Annotated in this window: 11 protein-coding genes; 6 read left to right on the forward strand and 5 right to left on the reverse strand. The window is 65.5% G+C overall.

Translation table 11 applies throughout. The annotated features are described in order from the left end of the window. Positions 1 to 12: 12 nt before the first annotated feature. Complete coding sequence (locus tag ACZ75I_RS13890; RefSeq protein ID WP_154351181.1) at positions 13 to 1,623, reverse strand: transglycosylase SLT domain-containing protein; 1,611 nt, start codon at positions 1,621 to 1,623, stop codon at positions 13 to 15. Between the two features lie 122 nt (positions 1,624 to 1,745). Between ACZ75I_RS13890 and ACZ75I_RS13895 the strand changes: the two genes are divergently transcribed. Beyond that, positions 1,746 to 3,251, forward strand: coding sequence for a helicase HerA-like domain-containing protein (locus ACZ75I_RS13895; protein ID WP_134968070.1), 1,506 nt, complete (start codon positions 1,746 to 1,748; stop codon positions 3,249 to 3,251). A 90-nt stretch (positions 3,252 to 3,341) separates the two neighbouring features. After that, on the forward strand, positions 3,342 to 3,848 hold the full coding sequence (gene greB / locus ACZ75I_RS13900) for a transcription elongation factor GreB (protein ID WP_154351182.1): 507 nt from the start codon (positions 3,342 to 3,344) through the stop codon (positions 3,846 to 3,848). 86 nt (positions 3,849 to 3,934) lie between these two features. On the opposite strand, the gene ACZ75I_RS13905 is transcribed toward greB, so the two are convergent. Together ACZ75I_RS13905 and rimO are read right to left on the reverse strand one after the other, a co-directional pair. Then, a complete protein-coding gene (locus ACZ75I_RS13905) occupies positions 3,935 to 4,759 on the reverse strand; it encodes a DUF3025 domain-containing protein (RefSeq protein ID WP_346477113.1) in 825 nt (274 codons plus the stop codon). Continuing rightward, positions 4,756 to 6,117 (reverse strand): 30S ribosomal protein S12 methylthiotransferase RimO, encoded by a 1,362-nt coding sequence (gene rimO / locus ACZ75I_RS13910; protein WP_134968068.1) that lies wholly within the window; start codon positions 6,115 to 6,117, stop codon positions 4,756 to 4,758. The genes ACZ75I_RS13905 and rimO overlap by 4 nt, the downstream gene beginning before the upstream one ends. Positions 6,118 to 6,322: 205 nt before the next feature. On the opposite strand from rimO, the gene ACZ75I_RS13915 reads away from it, so the two are divergent. Genes ACZ75I_RS13915 through ACZ75I_RS13925 form a run of 3 tightly spaced genes read left to right on the forward strand, consistent with a single transcriptional unit; the run spans position 6,323 to position 7,596 of the window. Further along, positions 6,323 to 6,994, forward strand: coding sequence for a dienelactone hydrolase family protein (locus tag ACZ75I_RS13915; protein ID WP_134968067.1), 672 nt, complete (start codon positions 6,323 to 6,325; stop codon positions 6,992 to 6,994). Beyond that, positions 6,991 to 7,413, forward strand: coding sequence for an HIT domain-containing protein (locus ACZ75I_RS13920; protein WP_005418010.1), 423 nt, complete (start codon positions 6,991 to 6,993; stop codon positions 7,411 to 7,413). Before ACZ75I_RS13915 ends, ACZ75I_RS13920 begins: the two co-directional genes overlap by 4 nt. Positions 7,414 to 7,428: 15 nt before the next feature. Beyond that, positions 7,429 to 7,596 carry a LiaI-LiaF-like domain-containing protein gene (locus ACZ75I_RS13925; RefSeq protein WP_005418011.1) on the forward strand — a complete coding sequence of 56 codons (168 nt, stop codon included), beginning with the start codon at positions 7,429 to 7,431 and terminating at the stop codon, positions 7,594 to 7,596. A 106-nt stretch (positions 7,597 to 7,702) separates the two neighbouring features. Here the strand turns inward: ACZ75I_RS13925 and dcd are convergent, their stop codons facing one another. Continuing rightward, on the reverse strand, positions 7,703 to 8,275 hold the full coding sequence (gene dcd / locus ACZ75I_RS13930; protein WP_005418012.1) for a dCTP deaminase: 573 nt from the start codon (positions 8,273 to 8,275) through the stop codon (positions 7,703 to 7,705). Between the two features lie 78 nt (positions 8,276 to 8,353). Then, positions 8,354 to 9,208: an iron-sulfur cluster carrier protein ApbC gene (gene apbC, locus ACZ75I_RS13935; RefSeq protein ID WP_346477114.1), complete on the reverse strand. Its 855-nt coding sequence runs from the start codon at positions 9,206 to 9,208 to the stop codon at positions 8,354 to 8,356. A 214-nt stretch (positions 9,209 to 9,422) separates the two neighbouring features. On the opposite strand from apbC, the gene ACZ75I_RS13940 reads away from it, so the two are divergent. Continuing rightward, positions 9,423 to 12,212, forward strand: a complete 2,790-nt coding sequence (locus tag ACZ75I_RS13940; RefSeq protein ID WP_242893865.1) for a TonB-dependent receptor plug domain-containing protein — start codon at positions 9,423 to 9,425, stop codon at positions 12,210 to 12,212. The last annotated feature ends 259 nt before the right edge of the window (positions 12,213 to 12,471 follow it).

Consider the following 12,471-nt stretch of genomic DNA (forward strand, 5'->3'; position numbering starts at 1 on the left):
TGGTCTTGGGAATTACTTGTCGCAGCCCTGCAGCTTCAGCGTCTGGCCCTGGCGCAGGCTGTAGGCCGGAGCCTTCAGGCCGTTGGCGCGGGCCAGGGTCGGCAGGTCGCACTGGAACTTGGCGGCGATGGCGCCCAGGGTCTCCCCCCGGCCCACCTTGTGGCTGCGCGCCGGCTTCGGCCGGGCGGCCGGCGCCGGGCGCGGTGCCGCCACTGCAGCCACCGGTGCGGTCGGCACGCTGGTGGATGCAGCCGCGTCGGCCACCGGCACCACGCCGCCCACCGCCACGCTACCGGTATAGCTCGACGCGGCCGGGCGCTTGATCGCCGCGTTGAGATCAGCGGTGATCAGCGTGCGGGCGAGGTCGGCACGCGGACCACTGACACAATTTCGCTGGTACAGGCCGGCGATGCGGGTGGTGGCGTTGATCAGCGTACCGGCCGGAATCCAGCCATCGGCCTCATAGCGCGGGTTGAGGTTGCGCAACGCACGCATGTAGCCATCGCGGGTACCGTGGCTGCCCAGGCAGATGGTCAGTTCATAGATGGTGGTGGACTTGGCCAGCCGCAGCGTGGCCGGCTGCGCGCTGATCTTCGGGAACTCCACGCCGTACTGCTGCGGGTGCAGGAAGATCCATGCCGCGGCAATCACCATCGGCACGTAGTCCTTGGTCTCGCCCGGGAACTGGTTGTAGACGCTGTCGGTCCAGAAGCTCTGCCCACCGCTCTGCTTGAACACGCGCGCAGCACGGCCTTCGCCACCGTTATAGGCGGCCACCGACATTTCCACGTTGTTGTTCAGTTCGCGCAGGCGCTCGTTGAGGTAGCTGGCGCTGGCCTCGGCGGCGCTGCGCGCGTCGAAGCGGGTATCGAAGCCGGTGCCGTCCGGGCCCAGGCCGAAACGGCGGCCAGTGGCTGGCATGAACTGCATCAGGCCGGCGGCGCCGGCGCGCGAGGAAGCATGCACACGGCCATTGGATTCCTTGGCCATGATCCCGAACAGCAGCGCCTCGGGCAGGCCGCGCTTTTCCCACTCCGGCCACATCACCGCGCGCAGGTTCTGGTAATTCTCGTAGCTGGTCAGCAGCGCCGGGCGCATGTCGGTCAGCCAGCGGCGGATGCCGGCCTGCACCGCCGGGTTGTACTCGACCATCGTGTCGAAGGCGTGCCGCTTGTCGTTCAGCAGCGCGGCAGCGCGCGCGGCCTCGGGCACGTCGGCGGTGAGCGGCCCGATGTGGTCCGGGTCGGCTTCCAGGCGATCACCGCCCTCATCGGCCACGTCATCGCTGGCGGCGGCATCGGCGTCGTGCTTGAGCAGCCGCTTGTAGCTGGCCAGCAGGGTCCCCATCTGGCAGCCCTTCTGCTTCACGCAGTCGTTGAGGACATCTTCCATGTCCTCCAGCGCGGCATCAGCCTCGTTGCTGCCCTTGGGATCGGCGTTGGCGACCAGCAGCAGGGCGTCGCCGTAGCGCTTTTCGGCGGCGGTCATGCGCTGCTGCAGCGCATCCACCTTCACCTTGTCCCGGGCCGAAACCCGCTGTGCGTGGGCGTCGGGCGCCAGGGAAACCAGGCCAGCCAGGGCCAGCAGCGGCCAACCGCGGGAAATCAGGACAGGAACGGGCATTGATGGCACTGTGTGCAAAACAGGCAGGCAGAGTAGCGGCGCCGCCAAGGTCCGGGCAAGCCGACCTTCGGACCGTCACTGCCGGCGGTTAACATTGGGCTATTCATCACAAGGGCTGGACAATGGATCCGATTCTGCTCGGCAAAGGCATTACCGACGATATTGCCGTCACCCTGCTGCCGAAACTCGGCAACCGCCACGGTCTGGTGGCCGGCGCCACCGGTACCGGCAAGACCGTGACCCTGATGACCCTGGCCGAGGGCTTCTCGCGGCTGGGCGTGCCGGTGTTCCTGGCTGACGTGAAGGGCGATGTGTCCGGCCTGGCCGTGCCCGGCACCGGTGCCGAGAACCTGCTCAAGCGCGCGGCCGAGATCGGCGTGGCCGACTATGCGCCGGCCGCCAGCCCGACCATCTTCTGGGACCTGTACGGCAAGCTCGGCCACCCGGTACGCACCACCGTCAGTGAGATGGGCCCGACCCTGCTGTCGCGCATCCTCGAATTGAACGACACCCAGGCCGGGGTGCTCGATATCGTATTCAAGCTGGCCGACGACCGCGGCCTGCTGCTGCTGGACATGGACGACCTGCGCGCCCTGCTCGGCCTGGTCGCCGAGGAGCGCAAAGACATTTCCACCGAGTACGGCCTGGTCAGTGCGCAGTCGATCGCGGCGATCCAGCGTTCGGTGCTGCGCCTGGCGCAGGACGGTGGCGAGAATTTCTTCGGCGAACCGGCGCTTGAACTGGCCGACATCATGCGGGTCAACCACGACGGCCGCGGCATGATCGGCATCCTCGCCGCCGACCAGCTGGTGCTCAAGCCCAAGCTCTATTCCACCTTCCTGCTGTGGCTGCTTTCGGAACTGTTCGAGCAGCTGCCGGAAGTGGGCGACCTGGACAAGCCGAAGCTGGTCTTCATCTTCGACGAGGCGCACCTGCTGTTCGATGATGCACCGCCGTCGCTGGTGCAGCGCATCGAGCAGGTGGTGCGCCTGATCCGTTCCAAGGGCGTGGGCGTTTACTTCTGCTCGCAGTTCCCCGACGACGTGCCAGGCAACATCCTCGGCCAGCTCGGCAACCGCGTGCAGCACGCGCTGCGCGCGTTCACCCCGCGCGACCAGAAGGCGGTGAAGACCGCCGCCGAGACGTTCGTGCCGAACCCCAAGCTGGACGTGGCCAAGGTATTGAGCCAGCTCGGCACCGGTGAGGCCCTGGTCTCCACGCTGCAGGACAAGGGCGTACCGATGCCCGTGCAGCAGACGATGATCGCGCCGCCGCGCTGCCGGATGGGACCGATCACCGAGGCCGAGCGTGCACAGGTACGCGCCGGCAGCCCGGTCGGCACCCGCTACGACACCGCGATCAACCGCGAATCGGCCGCCGAGTTGCTGGCCCAGCGCGCGCAGAAGACGGTCGAGCAGGCGCAGGCTCCCGCCGCCCGCAGCCGCGAGCAGGACGAAGCGCAGGAAGGCGGTTTCGGCCAGGCGATCAAGGATGCGATCTTCGGCACCAAGCGCCGCCAGGGCATGATCGAGACCATGGCCAAGCAGACCACGCGTACCGTCGGCACCAAGCTGGGCAACCAGATCGTGCGCGGCATCCTCGGTGGCATCTTCGGCGGCAAGCGCTGACCTGCCACTACTGGGGTCGGAGCCCTTTCCGCTGGAAAGGGCTCCGATCCCACTTCCCCATCGCTTCCCCTCGAAAAGAAGTCGTATTGCATGTCGCGTTGGCGTCCCCCCGCAGAAAAAAGCACGGCCCTGATCACCGCCTCGGGCCATGCCCGGTTGAAGGCCGAACTGGATGAGCTGTGGCGGTTGCGACGGCCGGAAGTAGTCAAGGCCCTGGCCGCTGCTGCAGCGGAAGGCGACCGCTCCGAGAACGCCGAGTACACCTACCGCAAGAAGCAGCTGGGCGAGATCGACCGCCGCGTGCGCTACCTGACCAAGCGGCTGGAATCGCTGCGCGTGGTCGACACCACGCCGACCGACCCGTTGGCGGTGTTCTTCGGCGCATGGGTGGAACTGGAGAATGTGGACAGCGGCGACACCAGCCGCTATCGCATTGTCGGTCCGGATGAGACCGATGCGGGCCTGGGCTGGATCAGCATCGATTCCCCCCTGGCGCGTGCGCTGCTGAAGAAGCGGCTGGATGATGAGTTCTCGGTGGAGCTGCCTGGTGGGCAGTTCACCTTTGCGGTGATCGGGGTGGAGTACGAGCCTGTGTAGCGTCGAGCCATGCTCGACCTCGCCGCCGTTGTAGAGCCGAGCCCATGCTCGGCTGATGGGCAACGCAGCCGAGCATGGGCTCGGCTCTACAACGGTGGTGGGTACGTACGCCCTGCACGCAGCGGGCGGAAATAGTCGGCATTGCGATAGAAGGCGGAATCCTGCACGTCATGCCAGCCGGGAACACCGGCCAATGGTAACGGCCGCAGCTGCAGCGGATCGGTCACCGCCCTGCCCTCGGCAATGGCAGCGCTCACCACGTCGACACAGGCAGCATCGGCATCGCCCTGCACTACCACGCACTTGCCGACCAGCAATCGCCCCGGCAGCAGTGCCTGTTCCATCAGCGCATGCCCGAATACCACAGTGATGGCGATGTCACCGCTCTGCCAGTTCACCGGGTCAAACAACGCGGGCCAGTCGTGTGCATCCCAGGCAGCCAGCAGTGAGTCATCGCACACACGCACGATCACGCCGGTTTCGTCGAACTGGGTCAAGGCGGCCTGCGCGCGGTTGCGCTGGCCGGGTGGCATCGCCTCGATATGCAGGCACTGCCGCACGTTGAGCGCTCGCTTCAGCTGCGGCTGTGAGGCCCACACCAGCACATTGAACAGATCGTGCCAGTTGCCGGCACGGGTGGCGATGCGTCCCTGCGCGATACGCTCCTCGTAATGCAGGCCATCGGCCAGCAGCGCGGCGTCCTGTTCAACCAGGCGCTTGCCAGGCACGGCCAGGCGTGCATCGAGCGCCGCGATGGACGGCCATGCGGTGCCGTCCAGCAGGTCACGGAAGTCCTGAAGCCCGGCAAACAGCGGGTGCTCGAACCGCCGTGCAGCTACCGCCGCACGTGGCGGCGGTACGAAGCGCCGTGAACCGCCGCCGTTGCCGGTGGCGGCCGTCGCTGCGATCACAGCACCTTGAGGTCGAACGCCGGACGGGGGGCGGCCGCCAGTGCGTCACCGTACAGGTCATGCTCGTCGCTCTCGGTGATCTCCACGTCGACGAATTCGCCCACGCGCAGCGGCACCTGGTCGGCATTCTGGATGTGCACCAGGCCGTCGATCTCCGGGGCATCGGCCTTGGAGCGGGCCACGGCGATGTCGCCTTCGATGGCGTCGACCAGGCACTGCTGCACGGTGCCGATCTTGGCTTCCAGGCGCGCGGCGGAAATCTGCGCCTGCTTCTCCATGAAACGGGCCAGGCGTTCCTGCTTCACCTCTTCCGGCACGGCGTCAGGCAGGTCGTTGGCGGTGGCACCCTCGACCGGCGAGTAGGCGAACGCACCGACGCGATCCAGCTGCGCTTCGTCAAGGAACGACAGCAGTTCCTCGAACTCGGCTTCGGTTTCGCCCGGGAAGCCGACGATGAAGGTCGAACGCACAGTGATGTCCGGCGCGATACGGCGCCAGTTCTGCACGCGCTCCAGGGTCTTCTCCACCGCGCCGGGGCGCTTCATCAGGCGCAGGATGCGCGGGCTGGCGTGCTGGAACGGGATATCCAGGTACGGCAGGATGCGGTTCTCGGCCATCAGCGGCACCACTTCGTCCACGTGCGGATACGGGTAGACGTAGTGCATGCGCACCCACGCATCCAGCTCCGACAGGCCTTCGCACAGCGCCTTCAAACGGGTCTGGTAGGCCTTGTCGCGCCACATCTTTTCTGCGTACTTCACGTCCACGCCGTAGGCCGAGGTGTCCTGCGAAACCACCAGCAGCTCGCGCACGCCGCCACGCACCAGGCGCTCGGCTTCACGCAGCACCTCGTCGACCGGGCGCGAAACCAGCTTGCCGCGCATCGACGGAATGATGCAGAAGCTGCATTTGTGGTTGCAGCCCTCGGAAATCTTCAGGTACGCGTAGTGCCGCGGGGTCAGCTTGATACCGTAGTCGGGCACCAGGTCCACGAACGGATCGTGCTTGGGCGGCAGTGCTTCATGCACCGCTTCCATCACGCTCTGGTAATCCTGCGGGCCGGACACCGCCAGCACGTTGGGGTACGCCTCGCGGATCTGCTCCGGGCGCTTGCCCAGGCAACCGGTGACGATCACCTTGCCGTTCTGGTTCATCGCCTCGCCGATCGCGTCCAGCGACTCGGTCACCGCAGAATCGATGAAGCCACAGGTGTTGACCACCACCACGTCGGCCGAATCGTAGGACGGGACGATGTCGTAGCCTTCCGAGCGGAGCTGGGTGAGGATGCGCTCGGAATCGACGAGGGCCTTCGGGCAGCCAAGGCTGACGAAGCCGACTTTGGGGTTCAGCTGGGACATGGAAATCGCGGGACTCTGGGGGCCTGGGCCCCTGCCGCCATGGCAGGGGTTCCTGGGGGCCGGGGCCTGAAAGGGCGCCAGTATACCGGGGTTGGCGGCCGCGCTCTGAATGCCCAGCCGACCGATCCGGCACAGCCACTGACGCCGCGCTAACCGGCGCAGCACCGACAATGCAGTTCTGTTTCCAGCAACGAGGAAGATGACGATGGCCGAGTGGATCACCCTGGATACGCATCACGGCCCGGTACGGGCCTGGCAGGCCCTGCCGGAGGGCACCGCGCGTGGCGGCCTGGTGGTGGTGCAGGAAATCTTCGGCGCCAATCCGCATATCCGCAGCGTGGCCGAGCGCTTCGCGGCGGAAGGCTATGCGGTGCTGGCGCCCTCGTTCTTCGACCTGCTCGATGGCCCCGACGCCGATCCGGACGCGCTGCCCTACGACGCCGACGGCGTGAAACAGGGCCTGGAACGGGTGGCAGCGCTGGGCATGGAGAAGGCACTGGAAGTGGTACGTGCGGCGGCCACCCGGCTGGCCCCTTACGGCAAGGTGGGCACCGTCGGCTACTGCTGGGGTGGCACGGTGGCGATGCTGTCCGCAGTGCGCCTGGGGCTGCCGTCGGTCAGCTACTACGGCGCCCGCAACGTCCAGTTCCTCGATGAGACACCCAAGGCACCGGTGATCTTCCACTTCGGCGCCCAGGACCGCAGCATCCCACCGGAAGCCGTGCAGGCCCACCGCGAGAAGCTGCCGCAGATGACCACCTACGTCTATCCGGCCGATCATGCCTTCAACCGGGAGGTCGGACATGCGTATGATCCAGACAGCGCCGCCTTGGCGCTGCAACGCACCCTGGACTTCTTCTCGGAGCATCTTGGATGAGCGAATTCGAACTCGATTCACGCCTGGCCGCCGATAGCGTGCTGGTGGCGGAAGGACCGTTGTCGCAAGTGCGGCTGATGAACGACGAACGATTCCCCTGGCTGGTGCTGGTACCGCGCCTGGCCGGGGTCACCGAGTGGATCGAGCTGGACGGCGAGCAGCAGGACAAGCTCCGCACCGAGCTCAACCGCGCCTGCAAGGCCCTGAAGGGCTCCGACGGGGTGGAAAAGATCAACATCGGGGCGCTGGGCAATATCGTGCGCCAGCTGCATTTCCATGTGATCGGCCGCCATGACGGTGATCCGGCCTGGCCGGGCCCGGTCTGGGGCAGCGGCCCGGCGCACCGCTACGAGCCGGCGGCGCTGGACCAGCATGTCGCCTACTGGAAGGAACGGCTAGGATATCCGGCCCTGTCCTGAGCCTTCGCCGACCCGATGCGATTCAACCTCGTTGCCGCCGTCCTGCTGATCCTGATCGGCCTGTTCATGCTCGCCAGCAATCTCGGCTGGACGCACCTGAACCTGTCCAAGCTGCTGCTGACCTGGTGGCCGGTGGCCCTGGTGGGTGTCGGCATCGCGATGCTGTTCGGTCGCGGCAAATAAGGAAGGCGGCGCATTGCGCCGCCTTCCTTCATGTGGAGCCGGGCCATGCTCGGCTGCCCTGCATTGAAGCCGAGCATGGCTCGGCTCTACAAATCGCCTGCAATCTTCAGGTCCGCGGCAGGGTCACGCCGGTCTGGCCCTGGTACTTGCCGCCACGGTCGCGGTACGACGTCTCGCAGATGTCGTCGGCGGCCGCCTGGAAGAACAGCATCTGCGCCACGCCTTCGTTGGCGTAGATGCGCGCCGGCAGCGGTGTGGTGTTGCTGAATTCCAGGGTGACGTGGCCTTCCCATTCCGGCTCCAGCGGCGTCACATTGACGATGATGCCGCAGCGCGCGTAGGTGCTCTTGCCCAGGCACACCACCAGGGTATCGCGCGGGATGCGGAAGTACTCCACGGTACGCGCCAGCGCGAAGCTGTTCGGCGGGATGATGCACTCATCGCCGACGATATCCACGAAGCTGCCCGGATCGAAATGCTTGGGATCGACGATCGTCGAGTTGATGTTGGTGAACACCTTGAACTCGCGCGAGCAGCGCACGTCATAGCCATAGCTGGACGTGCCGTAGCTGACGATGCGCTGGCCGTTGGCCTGCTTGACCTGCCCGGCCTCGAACGGCTCGATCATGCCGTGCTGCTCGGACATGCGGCGGATCCAACGGTCACTCTTGATGCTCATGCTTTGTCCTGGGGGTACGAGGGGGCGCGAGGATTCTAGCAGGGGGCCGGCCTGCGCCGGCGGCCCCTGCCCCGGCACTTACAGCAGCGAGGACAGGATCGGGATCGAGGCCCGCGGGCGCTTGCCGACTTCCTCGATCAGGCGCTGCGCGGCATGGCGATAGGCCTGGGCCGGTGCCGAATCCGGCTGGGCCACGGTGATCGGCGTGCCTGCATCGCCCTGCTCGCGGATGCCGATCTGCAGCGGCAGCGACCCCAGCAGCGGCACGCCGTACTGCGCGGCCATGCGCTCGCCGCCACCCTCGCCGAACAGGTGCTCGATGTGCCCGCAGCTGCTGCACGTGTGCACCGCCATGTTCTCGACGATGCCCAGCACCGGCACCTCGACCTTCTCGAACATCTTCAGCGCCTTCTTCGCATCCAGCGTGGCGATGTCCTGCGGCGTGGTGACGATCACCGCACCGGCCAGCGGAATCTTCTGGGTCAGGGTCAGCTGGATGTCACCCGTGCCCGGCGGCAGGTCGATCAGCAGGAAATCCAGGTCGTCCCACAGGGTATCGTTGAACAGCTGGGTCATCGCCGAGGTGGCCATCGGGCCGCGCCAGATCATCGGGGTGTCTTCTTCGATCAGGTAGCCGATCGACATGGTGTCCACGCCGAACGCACGCAGAGGCTCGATGCTCTTGTTGTCCGGGCTTTCCGGGCGGCCGTACAGCCCCAGCATGGCCGGCACGCTGGGGCCGTAGATGTCGGCGTCGAGCACGCCCACCCGCGCACCGAGCTGCTGCAGCGCCACGGCCAGGTTCACCGAGGTGGTGGACTTGCCGACGCCGCCCTTGCCCGAACCGACCGCGATGACATTGCGGATGCGGGCATGCGGCGTAAGTCCCTTCTGGACCTGGCTGGCATGGGGACGGCGGGGAGAACTGTTCACAACGAGCACCGGCGGAGTCAGGGGGATAACCCAGCATCATACAAGCTGGACGTAACCTGACTGAAATTCAGGATTGCGACGGATTCGTGCACAGATTGTTAAGTTCATGTTACGTTCGATCAGCACTGTTTTGAGCTGCGGAGCCCGCTGTTGCGGCCCGCGCGATGGCGCATGCGCAGTGCCGTTTTTGTTTTTTGCTCTCCATTGGAACTACATGAAACACGTCAGCAATACCGCACGTCGCAACACGCTCGCCGTCGCCCTGCTTTCCGCTCTGATGGCCGCCTCCCCGGCAATGGCCCAGGACAAGGCGACCAACCTGGACAAGATCACCGTCACCGGTTCGCTGATCCCGCAGACCCAGGTCGAAACCCAGACCCCGGTGATGTCCATCACCGCCGAAGACATCCAGACCCGCGGCTTCAGCAGTGTTGCTGAAGTGCTGCAGCAGTCATCGCTGACGACCGGCGGCCTGCAGGGCGGCCAGACCTCGGGTGCGTTCACCCAGGGCGCCGAAGCCGCCGGCATGTTCGGCCTGAATCCGGGCTACACCAAGTACCTGATCAACGGCCGCCCGATGCTCTCGTATCCGGCGCTGTACAACGGCAGCGAGTCGTTCAACAACATCAGCGGCATCCCGATCGACATCGTCGAGCGCATCGAAGTCCTGCCGGGCGGCCAGTCGTCGCTGTACGGCTCGGACGCGATCGCCGGCGTGGTCAACATCATCCTGAAGGAACGCATGGACGGCGGCACGATGTCGATCCGTGGCGGTACCTACACCGAAGGTGGTGGCGGCAACATCCGCTTCAGCGCCGCCAAGGGCTTCAACGCGTTCGACGACCGCTTCCACGCGCTGGTCAACGTGCAGATCGAGAACGGCAGCCCGATCTGGGGCTACCAGCGTGACATCACCAAGCAGAACAACCCGGTCGGTTACACCGCGCAGCTGCCGTCGAACGACTTTGCCGTCATCGGCAACGCCGACAACAAGCTGTACATGATGGACCCGACCCGCTGCGCCAACGTGGCAGGCCTGTACGACGGCACCACCACCGTCGGCAAGCGTGCATCGGGCGAATCGTGCGGCTCGGTGTACAGCGCCGGCTACAAGACCCTGAAGAACGGCAAGAACAGCGGCCAGTTCTACTCGTCGATGACCTTCGACGTGAACGACAACTTCCAGCTGTTCGCCGACGTGCTGTACAGCAAGGAAAAGACCGAGTTCACCTCCGGCTCCAGCGCCCTGTGGTGGGGCACCAAGTCGGTGATGGGCGGCTTCTACGACCAGGGCCTGGGCAAGGTCGTGAACCTGCAGCGCGCCTTCGCGCCGGAAGAAATCGGCCCGGGCCACTACAACAACATCCTGAACTCCGATGAGAGCCGTTCCTACCAGGTCACCCTGGGCGGCAAGGGCATGGTCGGCGACTGGGACTACAGCGCCAGCTTCACCCGCGGCGAATACCGTCTGGACCAGAACCGCTTCGCGCGCTGGAAGGACAAGATCGAAGGCTTCTTCGGCGACACCGTGCTGGGCCCGCGCCTGGGCACCACTGCTGATGGCTTCGGCATCTACAACCCGAACTACACCGCCTTCTACTCGCCGATCACCCCGGACCAGTTCGCCAGCTTCACCGGCTATGGCACCCATCGCAGCAAGACCTGGCAGAACCTGGGTCGCGTGCAGGTGACCAACGGTTCGCTGTTCTCCCTGCCGGGCGGCGACGCCGGCCTGGCCGTGGTGCTGGAAGGCGGCAGCGAAGGTTGGGATTACTCGCCCGACCAGGCCTTCGTCGATGGCAACGCCTGGGGCGCCACCGCCGTGGCCGGTGCCGGCCACCGCAGCAACTACGCGGTGACCAGCGAACTGCGCATGCCGGTATTCGAGTCGCTGACCATCAGCGCCTCGGGCCGCTATGACGCCTTCAAGATCGCCGACAAGACCGTCGACAAGGCCACCTACAGCATCGGCCTGGAATACCGTCCGGTGGAAAGCCTGCTGCTGCGCGGCAAGTACGGCACCGCGTTCCGCGCGCCGACCCTGTCCGATGCCTTCCAGGGCATGAGCGGCTCGTTCGCCTCCGGCCAGAACGACTACTACCGCTGCAGCCAGATGGGTTACGCGCTGCGTGACGAAGCCTGCTCGTTCTACAAGACCACCTCGGTGTACAGCGAAAAGTCCGGCAACCCGGACCTGAAGCCGATCACCGCCGACGTGTGGAGCGCAGGCGTGGTGTGGGCCCCGGTGAGCAACTTCTCGCTGTCGGTCGACTACTACAACTGGAAGATCAAGAACGAGGTCAAGACCCTGAGCACCGACCAGCTGCTGCTGGCCGAGTACCAGTGCCGCAACGGCCTGCCGAACAACACCTCGGCCAGCTGCCAGAACGTGACCGACTGGGTGTCCCGCGACGCCGGTGGCAACCTGACCCGCGTGTACACCCCGAAGCTCAACGTGGCCAGCCAGAACCTGGAAGCGGTGACCGTCGGCGCCAAGTACCAGCAGGACCTGGGCCGCTTCGGTTCGCTGATGTTCTCCGGCAACTACACCAACATGCTGAAGCGTGAAGTGGTGGCCCTGCCGGGTGCGCAGAAGCTGGACCTGCTGAGCGATCCGTACAACATGTGGTACTACGACAACTTCGCCAAGGTACGCGGCGACGTGTCGGTGGGCTGGGCCATCTCCAAGTTCACCACCACCGTGTACGCCAACTACGTCGGCAGCACCCCGAACTACCTGGCCTACACCGGCCGCAGCTACGACTACGTCCACTCCTCCGGCGCCAAGGCCGGCAAGTGGGGCTCGTACACCACGTACAACATGAGCCTGAACTACCAGGCACAGGACGATCTGACCCTGTCGCTGATGGTCAACAACGTGTTCAACAAGCTGCCGGAAGGCCAGCGCTACAACTACCCGGGCAACGAATCGACCCCGTTCAACGACGGCTTCTACAGCGTCTACGGCCGTCAGATCTCGGCCCAGGTCAAGTACGACTTCTGATCCCGTCGTATTCCGGACCGCGTGTCTGGACCAGGCCCCGCTTCGGCGGGGCCTTTTTTTTGCACCACTGCCCGCTCCCTGTCCGGCCTGTAGCAGAAAGTGTGATCCACAACGCACAAACATCCGGGTTCCCGGCAGCGCTGATCCAAGGCAACGCATTGATCTACAAGGCATATCCGCCATGCCGACATGCTCCCTTGCACGCCGCAAACTTTTGAAACATGCCAAAACAAGTCGCCTTATCCATTGATTCTGAAGC

Source organism: Stenotrophomonas sp. X (assembly GCF_055721025.1).

Coding starts and splice junctions, on each gene's coding strand:
- ACZ75I_RS13890 (WP_154351181.1), bottom strand. CDS start 1,623: ATGCCCGTTCCTGTCCTGATTTCCCGCGGTTGGCCGCTGCTGGCCCTG.
- ACZ75I_RS13895 (WP_134968070.1), top strand. CDS start 1,746: ATGGATCCGATTCTGCTCGGCAAAGGCATTACCGACGATATTGCCGTC.
- greB (WP_154351182.1), top strand. CDS start 3,342: ATGTCGCGTTGGCGTCCCCCCGCAGAAAAAAGCACGGCCCTGATCACC.
- rimO (WP_134968068.1), bottom strand. CDS start 6,117: ATGTCCCAGCTGAACCCCAAAGTCGGCTTCGTCAGCCTTGGCTGCCCG.
- ACZ75I_RS13915 (WP_134968067.1), top strand. CDS start 6,323: ATGGCCGAGTGGATCACCCTGGATACGCATCACGGCCCGGTACGGGCC.
- ACZ75I_RS13920 (WP_005418010.1), top strand. CDS start 6,991: ATGAGCGAATTCGAACTCGATTCACGCCTGGCCGCCGATAGCGTGCTG.
- ACZ75I_RS13925 (WP_005418011.1), top strand. CDS start 7,429: ATGCGATTCAACCTCGTTGCCGCCGTCCTGCTGATCCTGATCGGCCTG.
- dcd (WP_005418012.1), bottom strand. CDS start 8,275: ATGAGCATCAAGAGTGACCGTTGGATCCGCCGCATGTCCGAGCAGCAC.
- ACZ75I_RS13940 (WP_242893865.1), top strand. CDS start 9,423: ATGAAACACGTCAGCAATACCGCACGTCGCAACACGCTCGCCGTCGCC.